The sequence below is a fragment of the Rhodococcus sp. NPDC003382 genome (genome assembly GCF_053589135.1).
Window position 1 is genome coordinate 1 of record NZ_JBSFRH010000065.1, and the last position, 20,883, is coordinate 20,883.

Sequence of the window (20,883 nt, forward strand, 5' to 3'; positions counted from 1 at the left end):
CCGAAGCCGGGCGGGTGGGGGGGCGGTTGGGGTTCGGGTGCCTGCCGACCCGGGCCTCACTCGGCGCGACGCGCACGGGATGGGCGGCTGCCCCACCGGAACGGCGAGGCAGCCGCACAGCCGTCTCTATCCCCGAATCATGTTGCGCAGGACGTACTGCAGGATGCCGTCGTTGCGGTAGTAGTCCGCCTCGCCGGGGGTGTCGATGCGCACGACCGCGTCGAAGACGACCTTCTCGCCGTTCTCCTTGGTCGCGGTGACCTTCACCGTCTCCGGGGTGACGCCCTCGTTGAGCTTCTCGATGCCCTCGATGTCGAAGACCTCGGTGCCCGTCAGGCCCAGCGACTTCGCGGACTCGCCGGCGGGGAACTGCAGCGGGATGACGCCCATGCCGATGAGGTTCGAGCGGTGGATGCGCTCGAACGACTCGGTGATGACGGCCTTCACGCCGAGCAGACGGGTGCCCTTGGCGGCCCAGTCACGCGACGAACCGGAGCCGTACTCCTTGCCGCCCAGGACGACCAGCGGGATGCCGGCCTGCTGGTAGTTCTGCGACGCGTCGTAGATGAACGACTGCGGAGCGCCTTCCTGGGTGAAGTCGCGGGTGTAGCCGCCCGAGACGCCGTCCAGGAGCTGGTTCTGCAGACGGATGTTCGCGAACGTGCCGCGGACCATCACCTCGTGGTTGCCACGACGCGAACCGAGCGAGTTGTAGTCCTTGCGCTCGACGCCGTGCGCATCCAGGTACTGCGCGGCCGGGGTCCCGGGCTTGATCGGGCCGGCCGGGCTGATGTGGTCGGTGGTGACCGAGTCGCCGAGCAGCGCGAGAACGCGGGCGCCCTTGATGTCCTTGACCGGCTGTGCCTCGAGCGGCATGCCGTCGAAGTACGGGGCCTTGCGGACGTAGGTGGAGTCCGGGTTCCACGCGAACGTGTCGCCCTCGGGGGTCTCCAGGTTCTGCCAGCGGCTGTCACCCTTGAACACGTCGGCGTAGGACTTGCGGAACATGTCCTGGCTGATCGCCGACTTGATGGTGTCGTCGATCTCCTGCGCGGACGGCCAGATGTCCTTCAGGAACACGTCGTTGCCGTCCTGGTCCTGGCCCAGCGCGTCGTGCTCGAAGTCGAAGTCCATCGTGCCCGCGAGCGCGTACGCGATGACCAGCGGCGGGGACGCCAGGTAGTTCATCTTGACGTCGGGGGAGATGCGGCCCTCGAAGTTGCGGTTGCCCGAGAGCACCGCGGTCACCGACAGGTCGTTGTCGTTGACGGCCTTGGAGATCTCCTCCGGCAGCGGGCCGGTGTTACCGATGCAGGTGGTGCAGCCGAAACCGCCGAGGTAGAAGCCGAGCTTCTCGAGGTACGGCCACAGGCCGGCCTTCTCGTAGTAGTCGTTGACGACCTGCGAGCCCGGAGCCATGTTGGTCTTGACCCACGGCTTGGTGGACAGGCCCTTCTCGACCGCGTTGCGGGCCAGGAGGGCAGCGCCCAGCATGACCGACGGGTTCGAGGTGTTGGTGCAGGACGTGATGCCCGCGACCACGACGGCACCGTGGTCGAGGATGAACTCGCCGCGATCCTCGGAGACGACCTTGACCGGCTTCGACGGACGGCCGTGGGCGCCGTTGGCGGCCGAGTGGACGACGACGGCGTCGTCGTCGGCGAAGGACAGGACGGCCGGATCGGACGCCGGGAAGGACTCCTCGACGGCCTCGTCGAGCTTGCTGTGCTCGGCCGGCAGCTGCTCCTCGACGTAGTTGTGGATGTCCTTGCGGAAGGCGATCTTCGACTCCGACAGCAGGATGCGGTCCTGCGGGCGCTTCGGGCCGGCGATCGACGGGACGACCGTCGACAGGTCCAGCTCCAGGTACTCGGAGTAGGCCGGCTCGTTCGCGGCGTCGTGCCACATGCCCTGTTCCTTGGCGTACGCCTCGACGAGCGCGAGCTGCTCGTCGCTGCGGCCGGTGAGGCGCAGGTAGTTGATGGTCTCGCCGTCGATCGGGAAGATCGCGGCGGTGGAACCGAACTCGGGGCTCATGTTGCCCAGCGTCGCGCGGTTCGCGAGCGGCACCTCGGCGACGCCGGCGCCGTAGAACTCGACGAACTTGCCGACCACACCGTGCTTGCGGAGCATGTCGGTGACGGTGAGCACGACGTCGGTGGCGGTCACACCGGGCTGGATCTCACCGGTGAGCTTGAAGCCGACCACGCGCGGGATGAGCATGGAGACCGGCTGGCCGAGCATCGCGGCCTCGGCCTCGATGCCGCCGACGCCCCAGCCCAGCACGCCGAGGCCGTTGACCATCGTGGTGTGCGAGTCGGTGCCGACGCAGGTGTCGGGGTAGGCCTGCCCGTTGCGGACCATGACGGTCGGCGCGAGGTACTCGATGTTGACCTGGTGGACGATGCCCATGCCCGGGGGGACGACCTTGAAGTCGTCGAACGCGCCCTGGCCCCAGCGCAGGAACTGGTAGCGCTCGCCGTTGCGCTGGTACTCGAGGTCGACGTTGCGCTCGAGCGCGTCGGCGGTGCCGAAGTAGTCGAGGATGACGGAATGGTCGATGACCATGTCGGCCGGCGACAGCGGGTTGACCTTGTTCGGGTCGCCGCCGAGCGTGGTGACGGCCTCACGCATGGTGGCGAGGTCGACCACACAGGGCACACCGGTGAAGTCCTGCATGATCACGCGGGCAGGGGTGAACTGGATCTCGACGCTCGGCTCGGCCGAGGGATCCCAGTTCGCGATGGCGCGGATGTGGTCAGCGGTGATGTTCGCACCGTCTTCGGTGCGCAGCAGGTTCTCCGCGAGAACCTTCAAAGCGTAGGGCAGCTTCTCGGTGCCGGGAACGGCGGAGAGGCGGAAGATCTCGTACGAGTTCTCTCCGACCTCCAGCGTCCCTTTGGCGCCGAACGAATCAATACTGGTGCTCACGTCAGCTCCACTCGTAGATGAGGCTCGCCGCCGACGGGGCTGTGTCGACGGCCGAAGCGAGGCACACGAAACCGCACCGTGGTCCCAGGGGGCGGGGGTGGTGGTGTCGTGGCGTCTCGCACCGAGTCTAACAGTACGCTTGTCCTGCAATGCGCGCGGCGCAACCCTCGGTTGTGTTCTGCACCGCGCCCGGGTGCCGGTGCGGGCCGGCCGTCCGCGACGATCGCGTAGGGTGCGGATGTCGCCGCGCGCGGGTTCTGCGAGTCCACCCGACTCACCGGGACCCGACCGCCGGTCCCGTCCCCGCACCACCGGAGAGAGATGTCTGCGCCACTGCCACGTATTCCTGTGCCATCGGCCACGGACCTCCCGCCGAGCGTCACGCTCGAGCAGGTGCTGGCAGACCTCGCCGACGACGGGGTCTCCGCGCCGTCCGACCGCGTCGACGACCTGGTCGAGCAGGTGGAACGCGCCCAGGACCACGGCATCGAGCTGCGCGTGATCGTCGTCGACCGGGACCCGCGGATCGATTCGCAACTGCGCGACCTCGCGACCGAGGTCGGTAGCGAGCAGGGCGGCACCGTGCTCGTGCTCAGCCCCGGCTGGGTCGGCGCCTACAGCGACAGCCTCGATCGGGTGACCCTCGAGGCGGCACAGGACCGCACGTACACCGGCGACCCGGTCGTCTCCACCCGCAACTTCGTCGACTCGATCACCGAACCCGGTCCGGACTGGACCGCCTGGACCGTCGTGCTGATCGTCCTCGTCGCGGCCGCCGCCGGCGCGACCGCGGCCGCCAAGGCCGTGCGCCGCCGCAAGGACGAGGCCGCGTTCGTCGAACCCGACGCGCGGTAGCGAACACCCCCTCACCCGGCCGCTCCGCATCCGAGCGGCCGTTTTTCCGTGCCCTCACCCGGGCCGCGGCTTCGTCGACACGGACAAAATTTTGCGGCTTTATCTGTGACTGTCGCGCGAAATGAGCCCTTTGTGTCGTACGGTGCCTTTGGCGCTCTTGGGGAAGGAGTGTCGCACTTGCCGTCGTGGGACCGCAGTCCACGACGGCGGGAACGGCTCTGCGGACAGATCGCGCGGCGCGCGATCCGATGCAGCGTGCAGTCCTTCCCTCGGCGCGGCGGATCGGGTTCGTCCCCGACACCACCGAGGGAGAAATGATGTGAGGCGCTTCGGTTTCCACGGGGGGGATTCGCGACGGTTCGGGTCGCGGCGGCATCGTCGCGGTGGGGGAACCGGCCCACGGCCGTGGGCCGGATCGCGGCTGTCGGCCGGACGGCCGTTCATCGGACGCCGGCTGTTGATCGCACTCGGACTTGTCGCATCACTGCTCGTGGGGACCGCGGCCTCGGTGGGGGCGGTCCCGGAACCACCTCCGAACCCGAGCGACGACGCACTCGCTGCCGCCGGAGCGGCCGTCGACACGGGCCTCGGCCGCGTCGGCGAGCTGATCGTGCGCATCGCGTCCGCCGATCAGCAGCTCGCCGAGCTGGAGAACCAGGTCGCGATCAAACGCGAGAACGTCAACCGCGCGCTGGTGGACCTGCAGAACGCCCGGGATACCGCCGACGCGGCCGCCTACGCCGTCGTGCAGTCGCAGCAGGCGCTCCGCGACGCCGGCATCCGGATCCAGCAGGCGCAGAGCGATTTCGACGCGTTCGCCCGGAGCAGCTACACCCGCGGCATCAACGCCGCGTCGCTGTCCGCGTTCCTCGGTTCGGCGGGCCCGGACGAGCTCCTCGATCGTGCCCAGGTGATGCGCCTGCTGTCGGCGGGGCGCAATGCCGTGCTCGACGCGCTCGAACGTGCCCGCACCGAGGAAGCGAACAACAACTCCCGTGCGCGGGCGGCCAAGCAGGAGGCCGACGCGGCGGCCGAGGCGGCCGAACAGCGCAAGGCCGACGCCGAGGCCGCGATCGCGCAGGCCCGGTCGGCACTGGACCAGCAGGCGGCGGACAAGCAGCGGATCGAGATCGAGCGTGCGGCGGCGCAGGCCGAACTGGATGCGGCCCGGCAGAACGTCGCCGGGCTCGAGAACCAGCGCGCCGAATACGCGGCGTGGGACCGGCAGCGGCAGGCCGAGGAGGCCGCCCGCGCCGCCGCCGAGGAGGCGGCACGGCAGGCGGCAGTGGAGGCGGCGCAGCGGGTCGCGGCGGATGCCGCGGCGCGCGCCCGCGCCGCCGAGCTCGCCAACGGCCAACGCCCGCACACCCAGATCGACGGTTATCGCGTCGACCCCGGCGACTGGGCGGGCGCCGAAACCCCGCTGCCGGACGACGAGGACGAGGACGACACCTCGACCGCGGATTCGTCGGGGGATTCGTCGACCGGGGACTCCTCCACCGGAGATTCGTCGACCGGAGGTTCCTCGACCGGAGGTTCCTCGACCGAGGACGACACGGACACCGGGGACGGCTCGGGCACCGGAGACAGCTCGGACGCCGGGGAGAGCACGGACACCGAGGACACGGAGGACACCGAGGAGCCGAGCAGCCGCGGCCGGGACTGGGGCAACCCGGACCCCGGCGACCCGATCGACGAGAGTTCCGTCTCGCCGTCGACGCCGAAGTCCAAGCCCCGCACCACCCCGCGGACGACGATCACCGGCCCCGCCGCCGTCGAAACCGTGATCGATCGCGCGATGTCGCAGATCGGCGTGCCCTACGCGTGGGGCGGCGGCGACGAGAACGGCCCCACACGCGGCATCCGCGACGGTGGCGTCGCCGACAGCTACGGCGACTACAACAAGGTCGGCTTCGACTGCTCCGGACTGATGATCTACGCGTTCGCGGGCATCGGGATCTCCCTGCCGCACTACACCGGCTACCAGTACACCGCAGGCAAGCAGGTGCCGTCGGCGGAGATGAAGCGCGGCGACATGATCTTCTACGGCCCCAACGCGAGCCAGCACGTGGCGCTGTACCTCGGGGACGGGCAGATGCTCGAGGCCCCGCAATCGGGTTCGCACGTGAAGATCTCCCCGGTTCGCTGGGCCGGAATGACGCCGTATGTGGTGCGGATGGTGTCGTGACAGCGTCCTGACCTGGTACTTCTCGATCGCCGCTCCGCGCAGGGCAGCATGCGCGGGGCACGGTGGCGGCGCCGGGCAGCCACACCTGGAATAGTGGTGCCCGAATGTGATCTCCAGCGGAACGACCTAGGCGAAAGCGGTGGATTCTTGGTGACCTCACGTGAGGGTGGGACGTCGGGCACGAATACCCAGGGCAATGCCCAGGGCGCGAATACCCAGGGCGCGACCGAGCAGGGTGCGACCACGCAGGGCCCGGGTTCGGCTCCGGCCCTGTCGAAGGACGGGACGAAACCGCCCGCCACACCCGGCCAGGTGTCGGACGCGCAGCTCCTCGAGAGAGCGATCTACGAGGTCAAGCGCGTCATCGTCGGCCAGGACCGGCTCGTCGAGAGAATGCTCGTCGGTGTCCTCGCCAAGGGCCACGTGCTCCTGGAAGGTGTCCCCGGCGTCGCGAAGACCCTGGCCGTGGAGACGTTCGCGAAGGTGGTGGGCGGCTCGTTCTCCCGCGTCCAGTTCACCCCCGACCTGGTGCCCACCGACCTCGTCGGTACCCGCATCTACCGGCAGGGCCGCGAGGAGTTCGACACCGAGCTCGGGCCGGTGGTCGCGAACTTCCTGCTCGCCGACGAGATCAACCGCGCGCCCGCCAAGGTGCAGTCCGCGCTGCTCGAGGTGATGGCGGAGCGGCACGTCACCATCGGCGGCAAGACGTTCCCCATGCCCGAACCGTTCCTGGTGATGGCCACACAGAACCCGATCGAGAACGAAGGCGTGTACCCGCTGCCCGAGGCGCAGCGCGACCGCTTCCTGTTCAAGGTCCTCGTCGACTATCCGACGGTCGAGGAGGAACGCGAGATCGTCTACCGCATGGGTGTGTCCGCACCCGAACCGAAGCAGATCCTCGACAACGCCGAGCTGCTGCGCCTGCAGGACGTCGCCAGCCGGGTGTTCGTGCACCACGCGCTCGTCGACTACGTGGTGCGGGTGATCTTCGCGACCCGCGCCCCCGCCGAACTCGGCCTCGTCGACGTCGACGGCTGGATCGCGTACGGGGCCTCGCCGCGCGCGACCCTCGGCATCATCTCGGCGGCCCGGGCGCTGGCCCTGGTCCGCGGCCGCGACTACGTCGTTCCGCAGGACGTGCTCGACGTCATCCCGGACGTGCTGCGCCACCGACTGGTGCTGTCGTACGACGCGCTCGCCGACGAGGTCACCGCCGACCAGATCATCAACCGGATCCTGCAGACCGTCGGCCTGCCGCACGTCGCACCGCAGGTCAACGCGCCCAACCCGCCGGCTCCCGCACCGGCGGCACCGGCCGTGGGTGTCCCGGCCGGCCCCGAGGCGGGTGCGGGGCAGCGGTGAGCCCACGCGCGCACGGGTCGCCGCCGACGTTCCGGTCCGGCGAACTGCGAGATCCCGCACTGACCGCGGCGCTGCGCACCCTCGAGCTCACCGTGCGGCGCCGGCTCGACGGCGTGCTGCACGGTGATCACCTCGGCCTGATCCCGGGACCCGGGTCCGAACCGGGCGACGCCCGCGAATACCAGCCCGGCGACGATGTGCGGCAGATGGACTGGTCGGTGACCGCCCGGACCACGCATCCGCACGTGCGGCAGTCCGTCGCCGACCGCGAACTCGAGACGTGGCTGGCCGTCGACCTGTCCGCCAGCCTCGATTTCGGCACCGGCGTCTGCGAGAAACGCGATCTGGCGGTCGCGGCGGCCGCGGCCGTCGCGCACCTGACCAGCGGCGGCGGCAACCGCATCGGCGCGGTCGTGAGCACCGGGCACGAAATCACGCGGTTCCCGGCGCGCGGCGGCCGCCTGCACGCCCAGGCGATGCTGCGGTCGATCGCGACCACCCCGCACGCGCCGGACGGCACCCGCGGCGACCTGCGCGGCGCGATCGAGGCGCTGCGCCGGCCCCAGCGGCGGCGCGGCCTGGTCGTCGTCGTCAGCGACTTCCTCGGACCGGTCGACTGGGAACGTTCCCTGCGCGCACTGTCCGGCCGGCACGACCTGCTCGCGGTCGAGGTACTCGACCCCCGCGACCTCGAACTCCCGGATCTGGGCGACGTGGTGCTGCACGACCCGGAGACCGGACGCACCCGCGAGTTCACCACCACCGAACGGTTGCGTGCCGACTACGCCGCGGCCGCCGCCGAGCACCGGACCGAGGTGCAGCAGGCCCTGCGGCGCTGCGGCGCCCCGCAGATGACGCTGCGCACCGACCGGGACTGGATCGAGGACATCGTCCGGTTCGTCGCCGCCCGCCGGCACAGCTTCGGCGCGCCGGCCAAGGGGGTCCGATGAGCTTCTCCGACTTCTCGTCACCGTGGTGGCTGCTGTTCCTCGTCGTCGTCGCGGCGCTCGCCGTCGGCTACGTCCTCGTCCAGCGCCGCAAGCAGCGGCACGCGCTGCGCTTCAGCAATCTCGAGATGCTCGAGAAGGTCGCGCCGAACCGGCCCGGCCCCGCCCGGCACATCCCGGTCATCGCGCTGCTGTCCGCGCTGGCGCTGCTCACCGTCGCGTTGGCGGGCCCGACCGCCGAGCAGCGCGTCCCGCGCAATCGGGCGACGGTGGTGCTGGTCATCGACGTGTCGCTGTCGATGGAGGCCACCGACGTCGCGCCGAACCGGCTCGTCGCCGCGCAGCAGGCCGCCAAACAGTTCGCCGACGACCTGACCCCCGGCATCAACCTCGGCCTGGTCGCGTTCTCCGGTACCGCCTCCGTGCTGGTGTCGCCGACCACGAACCGCGAGGCCACCAAGTCGGCCATCGACCAGCTCACCCTCAGCGAACGCACCGCCACGGGCGAGGCGATCTTCACGGCGATGCAGTCCATCGACACCCTCGCCGCGGTGCTCGGCGGCGGTGACCAGGCGCCACCGGCGCGGATCGTGCTGCTCTCCGACGGCAAGCAGACCGTGCCCGAGAGCCCCGACGACCCGCGCGGCGGCTTCACCGCCGCACGGCAGGCCGCCGACAAGGGCATCCCCGTGTCGACGATCTCCTTCGGGACCGAATACGGCACCGTGACCATCGAGGACGAACGGATCCCGGTGCCCGTCGACGACCCGTCGCTCAAGGAGATCGCCAACCTGTCCGGCGGCGCCTTCTTCACCGCGTCCAGCCTCGAGGAACTCGAGGACGCCTACGACACGCTCGAGGAACAGATCGGGTTCGAAACCACCCGCGGTGACGCCAGCCGGCCCTGGCTGGTGCTCGGTGTGCTCGCCGCCGCGGTGGGTCTCGGTGCGGCGCTGGTCCTGCGCCAGCGGCTGCCCTGACAGCTTCCTTCCCCTTCGAGGTCCCGGCGGATCTCGATCGATCACCAGATAGGGTTCGACACCATGACCGACGCACCGACAGACGTTTCCGCTCCCGCCGGCCCGTCCCGCCCCGCCGAGACCCCACGCTCGGTTCTCGTCACCGGCGGCAACCGCGGCATCGGCCTGGCCGTCGCCCGGCGGCTGCAGGCCGACGGCCACAAGGTCGCCGTCACCCACCGCGGCTCGGGAGTGCCCGACGGATTGTTCGGCGTCGTCTGCGATGTCACCGACAGCGACTCCGTCGATGCCGCCTTCAAGCAGGTGGAAGAGCACCAGGGGCCGGTGGAGGTGCTCGTCGCCAACGCCGGCATCACCGACGACACGTTGCTCATGCGGATGACCGAGGAACAGTTCACGAAGGTCCTCGACGCCAACCTCACCGGCGCGTTCCGCTGTGCCAAGCGCGCCAACCGGGCGATGTTGCGCGGCCGCTGGGGCCGGATGATCTTCCTCGGTTCCGTCGTCGGCATGGCCGGGCAGGCCGGCCAGATCAACTACGCCTCCTCCAAGGCCGGCGTCATCGGCCTCGCCCGCTCGGTGACCCGCGAACTCGGGTCGCGGTCGATCACCGCGAACGTCGTGGCCCCCGGCTTCATCGAAACCGACATGACCGCCGAGCTGTCCGACGATCTGCGCGACACCGCGAAGAAGTTCATCCCGCTGCAGCGCCTCGGTCGCCCGGAGGACGTGGCAGCCGTCGTCAGCTTCCTCGCCTCCGAGGACTCCGCATACGTGTCCGGCGCGGTCATCCCCGTCGACGGCGGCATGGGCATGGGGCACTGACGGCGCGAACGCCGCGACCGTAACCGACACTCACTGGAGGACCGACACACTCATGGGCGGACTGCTCGAGGGCAAGACCATTCTCGTCACCGGCATCATCACCGACTCGTCGATCGCGTTCCACACCGCGAAGGTGGCGCAGGAACAGGGCGCGAAGGTGATCATCACCGGTTTCGACCGGCTGCGGCTGATCGATCGGATCGCGCAGCGGCTCCCGCAGCCGGTGCCGCCGGCGATCGAACTCGACGTGCAGAATCCCGAGCACCTCGCGGGGCTCGCCGACAAGGTGCGCGAACTCGCGCCGGAGGGCCTCGACGGCGTCGTGCACTCCATCGGATTCGCGCCGCGTTCGTGCCTGGGCAACCCGTTCCTCGACGCGCCCTGGTCCGATGTGGCCGTGGCCGTGGAGGTTTCGGCGTACTCGTACTCGGCGCTCGCGAAGGCGCTGCTGCCGGTGCTCAAGGACAACGCGTCGATCGTCGGCATGGACTTCGATCCGGCGCGGGCCGTGCCGTTCTACAACTGGATGGGCGTGTCCAAGGCGACCCTCGAGGCCGTCAACCGGTATGTCGCCAAGGAGGTCGGAAGCCGCGGCATCCGCTCCAACCTGGTCGCCGCCGGGCCCATCAAGACCCTCGCTGCCAAGGCAATCGCCGGTGACGCCACCGGACCGGGCGCCGAGATGAACCGGCTCAACGAGGGCTGGTCCGCGGCGTCTCCCATCGGCTGGGACGTCGACGACCCGACCCCGGTCGCCAAGACCGTGTGCACCGTGCTGTCGGACTGGCTGCCGGGCACCACCGGTTCGATCGTCTACGTCGACGGCGGCTTCCACTCCCAGGTCGGCTTCGGCGCCTGAGCGGGACACCGATCATGACGAACACCCCCGAGCCCTACGACGCGCTGCTGTTGCTGTCGTTCGGCGGACCCGAACGCCCGGAGGACGTGCGTCCGTTCCTCGAGAACGTCACCCGCGGTCGCGGCATTCCCCCGGAGCGGCTCGAGGAGGTCGTGCAGCACTACCTGCACTTCGGGGGTGTCTCGCCGATCAACGCCCTGAACCGGGAGCTGATCACCCGGATCGAAGCCGAGTTCGCCGCGGCCGGGATCGGGCTGCCGGTGTACTTCGGCAACCGGAACTGGCATCCGATGATCGAGGACACCGTCGCCGCGATGCGCGACGACGGCGTCCGCAACGCCCTGGTGTTCCCGACCTCGGCGTGGGGCGGATACTCCGGCTGCCGCCAGTACCACGAGGACATCGCGCGGGCCCGCGCCGCCGTCCCGGACGGCCCGGCACTGACGAAACTGCGGCAGTTCTACGACCATCCGCTGTTCGTCGGAGCGGTCGCCGACGCCGTCCGGGCCGCCCGCACCGAACTGCCCGCGGACGTGCGCGAGGACGCCCGGGTGGTGTTCACCGCGCACTCGATCCCGCTGTCCGCGGACCGCACCGGCGGCCCCGCCGACGGCGGCGGCCACCTCTACAGCCGGCAGGTCGCCGAGGCGGCCCGGCTCGTCGCCGACGCGGTCGGCATCGACGACCACGACCTCGTGTGGCAGTCCCGTTCCGGGCCGCCGCAGGTGCCGTGGCTCGAGCCGGACATCGTCGATCACCTCGACGCCCTGCACGCGCGCGGCGTGAGCGCCGTGATCGTGGTGCCGGTCGGTTTCGTGTCCGACCACCTCGAGGTCGTGTGGGATCTCGACACCGAGGCGAAGCAGAAGGCCGCCGAGCTCGGCATGGGGTTCGTGCGGGCCGCGACCGCCGGGGCCGACGCCCGCTTCCCGCAGCTCGTCCGGGTGCTCGTCGAGGAAGCGGCGACCGGTCGGGAGCCGGAGCGGCTCGGTTCGGAACCGCTGCTCGGCGCCGGCCGCAACGGCGCGTTGTGCGCGGCCGGGTGCTGTCAGCTGCCGGCTCGGCCGACTCGACCGACGGCTCCCTGATCCCGGGTCACCCGCTGCTCTGCGCGGCGAGCGGGGAGGCGAACCAGCGCGGCAGGCTGCGGCGCAGAGTGACCGGCCCGTCGATCGCGACGGCACCCGAGCGCAAGGCCTCCGACCACTGCCGTTCACCGCGCCAGATCTCGGTGAGCGCCCGCAGATCCGCGGTGACCGCCACCGACTCCTCGAAACCGGGATCCACGTCGCACACGTCGACCTCGTCCGGGGTGATGACCAGCCACCACCGTCGTGACCCGCGCGGTGCACCGGTGAACGCGAACCGCACCACCACCCGGTCCTGAGGGATCGCGCAGCGGTCGACGTTGCGGTGCATGTCCCACATCAGCAGCTTCGGATCCAGGTCCTCGTCGCCGAGCCGTCCGGTCCACCGCGACCCCCAGGCGCCGAGGGCGTCCACCACCGCCTCGAGATCCTGGCCGGCGGGGGTGAGCACGTAGCGGATGTCGCCACCGTCGGTGACCCGACGCACGATGCCCGCGGCCGTCAGCTGATGCAGCCGGGTGGACAGCAACGACGGCGACATCCGCGGCAGCCCCCGCCGCAGTTCGTTGAATCGTTCGCTGCCGAGCACCAACTCGCGCACCACCAGCAGCGTCCACCGTTCGTCGAACAGCTCCATCGCCTTCGCGACCGGGCAGAACTGGTGATAGGACGCGCCCATGCTCGAATGCTAGGCCGACGCGACCGGCCGTACCCGGCGATCGCGGTACAGATCCTGTACTGGAAGCGCTGCGTCGCCCGTTCCTACAGTCGAAGCACGACCCGATCATCTCCTCGAATCACGAATCGGGACGTATCCCGAAGCACGAGAAAGGAGGCCGGCGCACTCACCCTCCCGCACGAACGCGGGAGGGTCCGCGCCGGAACACACGATGAGCGAATCAACGACAGCAGCGATCGACGACCGCGCGTTGAAGGCGAAGCATCGGGCGATGTGGGCGCTCGGGGACTACCCGTCGGTCGCCACCGAGGTGATCCCGACACTCGGCCCGATTCTGGTGTCCGCGTGCGAAGTCGGCGCGGGAGACCGGGTTCTCGACGTCGCGGCAGGGTCGGGCAACGCGGCGATCCCCGCCGCGCTCACCGGGGCCACGGTGGTCGCGACGGATCTGACGCCGGAACTGTTCGAGACGGGCCGCCGCGACGCCGCCGCCGCGGGCGCGACCCTCACCTGGCAGGAGGCCGACGCCGAGGCGCTCCCGTTCGACGACGCGAGCTTCGACGTCGTGCTCTCCTGCGTCGGTGTCATGTTCGCGCCGCACCACCAGGCGGCCGCGGACGAACTGGTCCGCATCACCCGGCCCGGCGGCCGCATCGGGCTGCTGAGCTGGACCCCCGAGGGATTCATCGGCCGCATGTTCGCGACCATGAAGCCGTACGCGCCGCCGCCCCCGCCCGGTGCCCAGCCGCCGCCGCTGTGGGGGGACGAGCAGCACGTGCGGTCGCTGCTGGGGGACCGGGTCACCGACGTGCAGGCGCACAAGGAGAAGCTGCGGGTGGAACGCTTCGGCAGCGGCGAGGAGTTCCGGGACTTCTTCAAGGCGGCGTACGGGCCGACCATCGCGGTCTACCGGGCGATCGCCGACGAACCCGACCGCGTCGCCGCGCTCGACCGCGACCTGGCGGAGCTGGGCCGCAGCTTCGACCAGGGCGGGGGAGCGATGGAGTGGGAATACCTGCTGCTCACCGCACGACGCGCCGGCTGACCGGACGCGAGGTCACAACGCGGAGCCGGTCTGCGCGACGGGTGCCAGGGGCTGCGGGGGTGCGTCGAGGCCGTGCACCGCACCGAAGTCGACGACGTCCGCAGCGTCGGTGCCGGCGAGGGCGTAGAGATCGTAGGTGCCCGTCGTCGACGCCGGCGGGGTGAACGTCAGCTTCTCCTCGCGCACCTCGCCGGGTTGCAGCGTCACCTCGATCGGGTCGGCGACCGTCGCGCCGAGTCCGCCCTCGGGCGCGCCGACACCGAGCCACACGCGGCCGGAGAACGGCTCGTCGCCGGCGGTGAGAACCACCGTGGCCTCGGCCTCGCCGGTCGGGGCGGGCACGGCTTCGATCTCCAGCGACACCTCCACCGGAAGGTCGATGTCCGGGACCTGCGGGCGGGTCGACGACGGTGATCCGTCCCCGACATCGGGCCAGTCGTCCGCCCACACGATCCGGTCGATCAGAGCCTCGCGTCGCTGAGCGCCGCTGGGCAGCTCGATGTCCCGGCGCGGGCTCGCGTGGTAGACGATCCAGTCGTCGCCGGCGTCGTCGGTGACGACGCTGTTGTGGCCGGGTCCGGCCCAGCGGTCGCTGCCCGCGAGGATCAGTGCGCCGCCCCCGTCGCCGAGATCCTGGCCCTTGCGGTCGAGATACGGCCCGGTCAGGGAGGTGGACCGGCCGGCGATCACCCGGTAGGCGGTGTTGCCGCCGTTGCAGCAGTTCCCGGCCGAGACGAACAGATAGTAGAAACCGTTGCGGTGCACTACGAACGGACCCTCGAACCGCTCGTCGGCGACCTTCACGGGTGTGCCGTCCGGCGCGGTGCCGTCCGGGGAGAGTGGAATCGCGTAGACGCCCTTGAAGTTTCCGACGAGCATCGTCTTCCCGGTGCCGTCGTCCCAGACGAACGGATCGATCGTGCCCTCGATTCCGACGTCCTCGGCGCAGAACACCGGGCGGCCCAGATCCGTCCACGGTCCCGCCGGGTCGGGGGAGGTCGCCAGGCCGATGCACGGATTCGAGACGTCGTTCAGCGAGTAGTACAGGTGGTACACCCCGTCGAATTCGTGGATGCTCGGCGCCCACGGGTGCTTGCCGGGGTCGTGCCACGCGGGAGGCTGATCGAACACGTCACCGACGTACATCCAGTCCACGAGGTCGTGGGAGGTGAACATCGCCATCGTGTGCATCCCGCGACCGTCACCCCAGTCGTCGGCCGTGCTGTAGAGGTAGAACGTGCCGTCCGGGGCGCGCAGGACCGACGGGTCCGCGGCCACCGGTTCGACGACCGGATTCGCGTGCGCCACCTGGACGGGTGCGATCAGGGCGGCGAGCAACCCCAGGATCGCCGCCGCGATCCACCGTCCTCCGGAGCGGTGTCGGGCGGCGGGTGTACGACGCGCCCGCGGCACGGTGATCCGATGGTTCTGCACGTCGCTCCTCGATGTCGGCCCAACCCGCCCGAAGTGCGACAAATGTATACGGATGTGACTCGTGTGACGGCAGATGCGGAGGGCCGACCGCGGGACCGTGACGCAACCGTGTCCTCGGCGGTGTGTCTTTGTGGCGGTCCCAGCCGCCACAAAGGCACACGGGCGGCGTCAGCCGCCGGTTGTCCGGCGACTGTGACGTCCGGCTTCGAGCGCCGCGGCGACCGCGCCCAGCCGGGCCTGCCGCACGGTGGTCAACAGCGGCCGCAGCGCCGCCTCGCGGCTCGTCGCCGCGGACATCGACCCGGCCTGCAGTCCGGCGCCGCGCGCCGCGACGTCCAGGATCGCGGACACCTGGTCGGCGGAGTCGAGGATGCGCACGGCACGCACCGGAAGCGATTCGGGATAGCGGTGCCGGGCCTGCTGGGCGATCGCCTCGGCGATCTCCGCGCGCGGGTCGGATCGGCGACCGTCCGTGCCGACGGTCGGGATACCGGTCAGGGTCGCCGCAGCATCGCGCACCGCCTCGCGCATCGTGAACTCGGCCTCGCCGAGACCGGGACGGGCGGGCGCATCCGGCAGGGCCGGCACCGCGAACACGGTCCAGCGCAGCACATCCGGACCCTCCACGGTCGGGACCAGCCCGATCCCCGGCGCCCCGGGCGCCCCGACCAGGACGCCTTCACCGGCCGCCAGCGCCGCCGTCGCGAACGCGGTCCCGGCCGGCAGCCCGGAGACGTCGCCGGGGGCGGGCAGCACGAGCCGGATGCCGGCGGTGTCCGCCGGATCGGCGCGACGCACCGCCGTCAGCAGCGCCGCGGCCCCCGTCGCCGCACCGGCGCCGGAGCCGGGCAGGCCCGCGGCCGATGCGGCCGCGTCGTCGTCCGCGAACACCAGGTGCAGCGGGGCCCAGGTGTTGAGGGCATCGATCACCTCGTCGGGCGCGGCGTCGCCGGACAGCCACACGCCCGCCCACAGGGTCAGGGTCAGGCTCGGGGAACTCACCGGCACAGCATACGGCGGCACGTCACACCGGCATCCCGGCGTGGCAGCCGCAACGGCACCACGCCGTGTCCTAACGTCGTCGGGCGTGAGCCCACGCGACATGTACGGCGGCGACATCTACGCCGGCCACGCCCGCACCCGCAAGCCGACGGTCCCGGAACTGGCGGCCGAGAGGGATCTCGTCGTCGAGGACGCCGCCTCGGGCTGGTGCGGCGCCGTCGTGGGCTTCGAACGCACCTACGACGGGGACTTCGTGCGCCTCGAGGACGGGCAGGGTCGCACCCGACTGTTCGCGATGCGCCCGGCCGCGTTCCTCGTCGACGGCAAACCGGTCACGCTGGTGCGGCCGAAAACCCGTCCGGCCGCGCAGAAACCGGCGCGGTCCGCGTCCGGGTCGACCCGCGTCGAGGGACTGAAGGCGCGGGTCGCGCGCGGCAGCCGCATCTGGGTGGAGGGCGTTCACGACGCCGCGCTCGTCGAACGGGTGTGGGGTCACGACCTGCGCGTCGAAGGGGTGGTCGTCGAGCAGCTCGAGGGCCTGGACAACCTCGCCGAGCGGCTCGCCGAGTTCGAACCGGGACCCGGCCGGCGGATCGGGGTGCTCGCCGACCACCTCGTCGCCGGGTCCAAGGAGGAACGGCTGACCGCGAACCTCGGCCCGTACGTCATGGTCACCGGCCACCCGTACATCGACGTGTGGGAAGCGGTGCGGCCCAAGACCTTGAGCATCGCGGCGTGGCCGAAGGTGCCGCGCGGGCAGGACTGGAAGACCGGGGTGTGCCGGGAACTGGGCTGGGGCAGCCCGCAGGACGGCTGGCGCCGGGTCTACGGTGCGGTGTCGTCGTTCCGGGATCTCGAGGCGCCGCTGATCGGTGCCGTCGAACGGCTCGTGGACTTCGTGACCGAACCCGAGGAGGGCTGAGCCGCCCGACGCGATCCGTCAACGGCCGCCGGTCTCGGGTGCGGGTTCGGCCTCGCCCGTTCCGGGCAGCCCGGCCCCGACGCCCCCGACATCGGTGATGGTCCAGTCCGATGCGCGGTCCATGGTCACCCGGTAGGTCGCGGTGGCCGCCACCCCGTCCGGGGTCTGCTTGCTCTTGGACACCATGTCGACGAACACCTGCACGACGAAGGTGTCGCCGTCGTTGCTCGCCACCTCGGCGGCGAGCAGACGTGCGGTGGAGGTGTACTCCATCTGGGTCAGCCACGGCGCGACGACGTCGACGGCCCCCTCGAGCTTCGGCACGAGTTGTTCACTGACACCGTCGGTCAGCGCGTCCCGCCAGGCGTCGAGATCACGGAAGTCGACCTCCGAGACGTTCAGCGCATATTCCGAGGCGACGGCCTCGGCCTCGGCCTCGGTGTCCAGCCGGCTCTGCAGGGCCTGCAGTTGCTCGGACGAGTCGTCGGTCGCCCACAGCACCCCGAAGGTCACCGCGGCGACGAGCGCGAGCACCGCGACGATCGCGACGGTGCGGATCGACGACCACCACGGGCCGCGCCCCCCGGTCCCGGTCCCGGTCGCGGTCGGCGCGGCCGCGGCCGGATCCTGTTCGGTGACATCGGTGTTCGAGGTCGGGCCGGTGTTCGACATGACGCTGTCTTCCTTCTTCATCGGGGCACGCTCACGGTGAACCGGACACTGTCGCCCGGCATGGTCGCGATGGCCTGTTCGAGCAGGGTACCGAGATCCATCCGTCCCACCACGGAACCGGTGGCCTGGGTGACGGGCCGCAGCGCGACCCCGATCGCGCCGAGTTCGGGGGCCATCTTCGACAGGAACTCGGCGAGTTCGATCTCCTGCTGACGCCACGAGCCGAGGATCTCCTCGCCCTTGAGCACCGAGGATCCTTCGAACAGGTACTCGTACGAGATGCCGAGGGTCTCACCGAACTGGTCCAGCATGGGAGGAGCGGCGACCATCGCCGGTCGCACCCACTCCACATCGCCCATCATCCACATCAGGTCGCTCAGAACGGTTTCCAGCGAGCCCTCGTGCCGCGTCAGGGTGGACAGCAGCAGCTCGGCACCGCGACCCGCCGCGGGCATCGTCTCCTCGAGCCCTTCCACCGACTCGGTGAACGTGGCGACGAGTTCGTTCAGCGACTCCGCATCGGTCTGCTCGAGCAGTTCCGAGGTCGTCGCGAGGAGATCGGGCACCGAGGTCGGGAGTTCGACGACCTCGGTCAGGTGCGCGCCGTCCTCCAGATAGGGGCCCTCGGACGACGCCGGGAGGAACGAGAACACCGGTTCGCCCAGCGACGACAGGTTCTCGACACGCATCGTGCTGTCCACGGGGATGCGGTACTCGGCCTCGTAGGAGAGGTTCATGCGCACGAACCCGTCGAGGTTCTCCAGGCCGTCGACCCGCCCGATGTTCACCCCGCGGTAGACCACCGACGATCCGGTGCGCAGACCCGCCGCGTCGCGCATGTCCACCACGGCGTGCACGCGGCGCTGCGTCGGGTCCATCTGCAGCACGCCGACCACCAGATACCAGGTGCCCAGGATCATCACCACGACCAGGGCGAGCGCGGACATCCACGCGGGAATACGGGTCACGGCAGAGCTCCGATCATGCGCAGGAGAACCAATCCGTCGGCCGCCGGGCCTCCCTCGTCGCCGGCGATCGTCACCTGACGGATGTCGATGCCGGGCTCGAGCAGGAAGGGGACCAGCTTCTCGTCGACGAGCTCGACCAGCTCGGCGGCGTTCCCCCGCAGCTCACCGGCAGTCGGCGACGGTTCGCGCAACAACGGGGTGAGCAGCTCGAGATTGTCGTTGATGTGCGGGAGGCGGGGGATCAGCCACTCCAGGCCCGTGACCATCGTGTTGACGTCGATGACGATGTTGAGCACGGCTTCCATGAAGTAGGGCACCCGATCCAGGCGGCGTCGCGCGGTGTCGGAGAACAGGAATCCCACCTCGTCGCGGGCGGCGTCGAGACGCTGGGACAGCTCGTCCGTTGCGACGACGATGCGATCGATCTGGTCGATGTTCGCGGCCGCGTCGCTCAGATCGGTGGAGATCGTCGCGGACAGCTCGCGGGTCTCCGCGGGGTCCTCGGGCAGCACCTCGTTCAGGCGCGCGATCGAATCCTGCAACCGGGTGAGGCTGCCGCCGTTGACGAACATCGCGATCCGCTCGAGCATGTCCTCGATCTGGGGACCCGGATCCGTGTCGCTCAGCGGGATGGTGTCACCGTCCCGCAACGGAGCGCCGCTCCCGTCCACCGGCGGCAGCAGCGCGATGTAGATGTCGCCGAGCACGGTGTTCTGCCGCAGTTCGGCGCGGGTTCCCTCCGGCACGACCACCGACTCGCGCACGTCGATCCGCGCGACCGCGCTGTGCGGCCCGAGGTCGATCGCGCGCAGGGTGCCCACGGAGATGCCCTCGCTGCGGACGTCGGCTCCGGCCGGCAGGCTGAGCAGCGATTCGAACTCGAGGTTCAGCCGGTAGGTCGGACCGCGTACCCCGGAGCCGGGCAGGGCGTGGTCGCTGGGGTCGAAACTGCATCCGCACAACGCCACCACGGCGGCGAGGACCACGCCGGCCAGCCGGCGCGAGCGGGTGAACGAACGGGTCACGGTGTTGCTCCGATCGTCGACAGGACCAGCTGCGGCAGCGGCACCGACACCGAGCGGGAGGACACCACCGAGCAGCTGTCCGGGGCGACCTGCTCGAGGGCCGCGCAGGTCAGCGTCGCGTCGGGGGTCGGCACCTCGGCGCGGGCCGGGTCGAGTTCGACGGACACCGACCCGGGCCGGGTCTGCACCATCGTCGCGAGCATCGTCACGGTGCCGGGGATCGTCGCGAGCAGTTCGCTCGAGTTCTCGGCCCCGGTGCGCAGCATCGTCAGCGTGGGCAGCGTGGAGTTCAGGGCGTTCATCAGGTGGGGGAAGTGCTCGTTGAACAGCCGGTCGAGCGGGCCGACGGCCAGCGACAGCTTCTCGACGAGGATCTTCGCCACGACGAGCATCTGCTCGATACCGGCCAGACCGGGAGCGAACGTCTGGATGGTGGCCTTGACGTTCTCCCAGTCGTCGGTGAGCAGGGTGGTCATCTCGGCGGAGTTGTCGAGGATCTGCCCGAGCTGGTCCATGAAGTTGTCCGGCGACGACAGCAGTTCCGCGAGGTCGCGCAGTTCGCGGTTCAGCGTCGGGCCGAGACCCTCGAACTCGCGTCCGGCGTCCTTCAGGGCCGATTCGAGCGGCGCCGTTCCGTCGGGGCCACGCTCGGTCATCTGCCGGACGAGCTCCGAGAACGATCCGAGCGCCTCCGACACGCTGACCGGGGTGCGGGTGCGGGCGGTGTCGATGCAGATCTCCGAGGTGAGGGCCGGGCCGGGGCGGGGATCGGCGTCGACGAGCTCGACGCGGCGATCGGTGAGGATCGACGCATTGGTGATGACCGCGCCCGTCTCGGCCGGCAACTCCCGGTCGCCGACGGTCATGTCGACGCGCACGCGCGCACCGTCGGGTTCGATCCGGTCCACGGTCCCGACGGAGATCCCCCGGATGGTGACGGGAGAACCGGGATACAGACCGTAGGAGTCCTCGAAGTACGCGCAGATCGCGTCGTCGTCCCGGGAGGTCGCGGCGAAGGCGGTCGCGCCGCCCACGGCCAGCGCCACCACCGTCACCGCGGGAACGAGTCGTCGTGAAGTCGAAGTCGGTGTTCGCATG

General features: G+C 70.5%; 18 protein-coding genes. 10 read left to right on the plus strand and 8 right to left on the minus strand.

Annotation, left to right across the window (positions count from 1 at the left end):
- Positions 1-126: 126 nt before the first annotated feature.
- The gene (gene acnA / locus ACWDUD_RS28040) at positions 127-2,931 is read right to left on the minus strand and encodes an aconitate hydratase AcnA (protein ID WP_248673924.1); all 2,805 of its coding nucleotides are present in this window, start codon (positions 2,929-2,931) and stop codon (positions 127-129) included.
- 348 nt (positions 2,932-3,279) lie between these two features.
- Between acnA and ACWDUD_RS28045 the strand changes: the two genes are divergently transcribed.
- From ACWDUD_RS28045 to ACWDUD_RS28080, 8 genes are all read left to right on the plus strand, one after another.
- Complete coding sequence (locus ACWDUD_RS28045) at positions 3,280-3,786, plus strand: Rv1476 family membrane protein (protein WP_368862561.1); 507 nt, start codon at positions 3,280-3,282, stop codon at positions 3,784-3,786.
- 457 nt (positions 3,787-4,243) lie between these two features.
- Positions 4,244-5,974 (plus strand): NlpC/P60 family protein, encoded by a 1,731-nt coding sequence (locus ACWDUD_RS28050; protein ID WP_450111451.1) that lies wholly within the window; start codon positions 4,244-4,246, stop codon positions 5,972-5,974.
- 270 nt (positions 5,975-6,244) lie between these two features.
- Positions 6,245-7,339 carry a chaperone MoxR1 gene (gene moxR1, locus ACWDUD_RS28055; protein ID WP_450111468.1) on the plus strand — a complete coding sequence of 365 codons (1,095 nt, stop codon included), beginning with the start codon at positions 6,245-6,247 and terminating at the stop codon, positions 7,337-7,339.
- On the plus strand, positions 7,336-8,289 hold the full coding sequence (locus tag ACWDUD_RS28060; protein ID WP_248673927.1) for a DUF58 domain-containing protein: 954 nt from the start codon (positions 7,336-7,338) through the stop codon (positions 8,287-8,289). The genes moxR1 and ACWDUD_RS28060 overlap by 4 nt, the downstream gene beginning before the upstream one ends.
- Positions 8,286-9,266, plus strand: coding sequence for a VWA domain-containing protein (locus ACWDUD_RS28065; protein ID WP_197253320.1), 981 nt, complete (start codon positions 8,286-8,288; stop codon positions 9,264-9,266). The genes ACWDUD_RS28060 and ACWDUD_RS28065 overlap by 4 nt, the downstream gene beginning before the upstream one ends.
- A gap of 63 nt (positions 9,267-9,329) precedes the next feature.
- Positions 9,330-10,091, plus strand: a complete 762-nt coding sequence (gene fabG1, locus ACWDUD_RS28070; protein ID WP_197253318.1) for a 3-oxoacyl-ACP reductase FabG1 — start codon at positions 9,330-9,332, stop codon at positions 10,089-10,091.
- A 52-nt stretch (positions 10,092-10,143) separates the two neighbouring features.
- Positions 10,144-10,950: an NADH-dependent enoyl-ACP reductase InhA gene (gene inhA, locus ACWDUD_RS28075; RefSeq protein WP_197253316.1), complete on the plus strand. Its 807-nt coding sequence runs from the start codon at positions 10,144-10,146 to the stop codon at positions 10,948-10,950.
- A 14-nt stretch (positions 10,951-10,964) separates the two neighbouring features.
- On the plus strand, positions 10,965-12,038 hold the full coding sequence (locus ACWDUD_RS28080) for a ferrochelatase (protein WP_450111452.1): 1,074 nt from the start codon (positions 10,965-10,967) through the stop codon (positions 12,036-12,038).
- A 7-nt stretch (positions 12,039-12,045) separates the two neighbouring features.
- Here the strand turns inward: ACWDUD_RS28080 and ACWDUD_RS28085 are convergent, their stop codons facing one another.
- Positions 12,046-12,717, minus strand: a complete 672-nt coding sequence (locus ACWDUD_RS28085; protein WP_450111453.1) for a winged helix-turn-helix transcriptional regulator — start codon at positions 12,715-12,717, stop codon at positions 12,046-12,048.
- Positions 12,718-12,928: 211 nt separating this feature from the next.
- On the opposite strand from ACWDUD_RS28085, the gene ACWDUD_RS28090 reads away from it, so the two are divergent.
- Positions 12,929-13,762 (plus strand): class I SAM-dependent methyltransferase, encoded by an 834-nt coding sequence (locus ACWDUD_RS28090; protein WP_450111454.1) that lies wholly within the window; start codon positions 12,929-12,931, stop codon positions 13,760-13,762.
- A gap of 12 nt (positions 13,763-13,774) precedes the next feature.
- Here ACWDUD_RS28090 and ACWDUD_RS28095 read toward each other — a convergent pair whose 3' ends face one another.
- Positions 13,775-15,196, minus strand: coding sequence for a family 43 glycosylhydrolase (locus ACWDUD_RS28095; protein ID WP_450111455.1), 1,422 nt, complete (start codon positions 15,194-15,196; stop codon positions 13,775-13,777).
- 168 nt (positions 15,197-15,364) lie between these two features.
- Positions 15,365-16,198 carry a hypothetical protein gene (locus ACWDUD_RS28100; protein ID WP_248673931.1) on the minus strand — a complete coding sequence of 278 codons (834 nt, stop codon included), beginning with the start codon at positions 16,196-16,198 and terminating at the stop codon, positions 15,365-15,367.
- Positions 16,199-16,298: 100 nt separating this feature from the next.
- Between ACWDUD_RS28100 and ACWDUD_RS28105 the strand changes: the two genes are divergently transcribed.
- Entirely contained in the window at positions 16,299-17,120 is an 822-nt protein-coding gene (locus ACWDUD_RS28105; RefSeq protein WP_197253330.1) for a DUF3097 domain-containing protein, read from the plus strand.
- Between the two features lie 18 nt (positions 17,121-17,138).
- On the opposite strand, the gene ACWDUD_RS28110 is transcribed toward ACWDUD_RS28105, so the two are convergent.
- The 4 genes from ACWDUD_RS28110 to ACWDUD_RS28125 are packed head-to-tail and all read right to left on the minus strand — an operon-like array spanning position 17,139 to position 20,882.
- On the minus strand, positions 17,139-17,813 hold the full coding sequence (locus tag ACWDUD_RS28110; RefSeq protein ID WP_450111456.1) for a hypothetical protein: 675 nt from the start codon (positions 17,811-17,813) through the stop codon (positions 17,139-17,141).
- Positions 17,810-18,760 (minus strand): MlaD family protein, encoded by a 951-nt coding sequence (locus ACWDUD_RS28115; RefSeq protein ID WP_450111457.1) that lies wholly within the window; start codon positions 18,758-18,760, stop codon positions 17,810-17,812. The genes ACWDUD_RS28110 and ACWDUD_RS28115 overlap by 4 nt, the downstream gene beginning before the upstream one ends.
- On the minus strand, positions 18,757-19,785 hold the full coding sequence (locus ACWDUD_RS28120; protein ID WP_450111458.1) for an MlaD family protein: 1,029 nt from the start codon (positions 19,783-19,785) through the stop codon (positions 18,757-18,759). Before ACWDUD_RS28120 ends, ACWDUD_RS28115 begins: the two co-directional genes overlap by 4 nt.
- Positions 19,782-20,882: an MCE family protein gene (locus ACWDUD_RS28125; protein ID WP_450111459.1), complete on the minus strand. Its 1,101-nt coding sequence runs from the start codon at positions 20,880-20,882 to the stop codon at positions 19,782-19,784. Before ACWDUD_RS28125 ends, ACWDUD_RS28120 begins: the two co-directional genes overlap by 4 nt.
- Position 20,883: the final 1 nt, after the last annotated feature.

Bases quoted from the DNA above. Each gene is read 5' to 3' on its own strand.
- ACWDUD_RS28080 (WP_450111452.1), top strand. From the start codon at position 10,965: ATGACGAACACCCCCGAGCCCTACGACGCGCTGCTGTTGCTGTCGTTC.
- ACWDUD_RS28110 (WP_450111456.1), bottom strand. From the start codon at position 17,813: ATGAAGAAGGAAGACAGCGTCATGTCGAACACCGGCCCGACCTCGAAC.
- ACWDUD_RS28125 (WP_450111459.1), bottom strand. From the start codon at position 20,882: ATGCGAACACCGACTTCGACTTCACGACGACTCGTTCCCGCGGTGACG.
- ACWDUD_RS28105 (WP_197253330.1), top strand. From the start codon at position 16,299: ATGTACGGCGGCGACATCTACGCCGGCCACGCCCGCACCCGCAAGCCG.
- fabG1 (WP_197253318.1), top strand. From the start codon at position 9,330: ATGACCGACGCACCGACAGACGTTTCCGCTCCCGCCGGCCCGTCCCGC.
- inhA (WP_197253316.1), top strand. From the start codon at position 10,144: ATGGGCGGACTGCTCGAGGGCAAGACCATTCTCGTCACCGGCATCATC.
- ACWDUD_RS28085 (WP_450111453.1), bottom strand. From the start codon at position 12,717: ATGGGCGCGTCCTATCACCAGTTCTGCCCGGTCGCGAAGGCGATGGAG.
- ACWDUD_RS28065 (WP_197253320.1), top strand. From the start codon at position 8,286: ATGAGCTTCTCCGACTTCTCGTCACCGTGGTGGCTGCTGTTCCTCGTC.
- ACWDUD_RS28090 (WP_450111454.1), top strand. From the start codon at position 12,929: ATGAGCGAATCAACGACAGCAGCGATCGACGACCGCGCGTTGAAGGCG.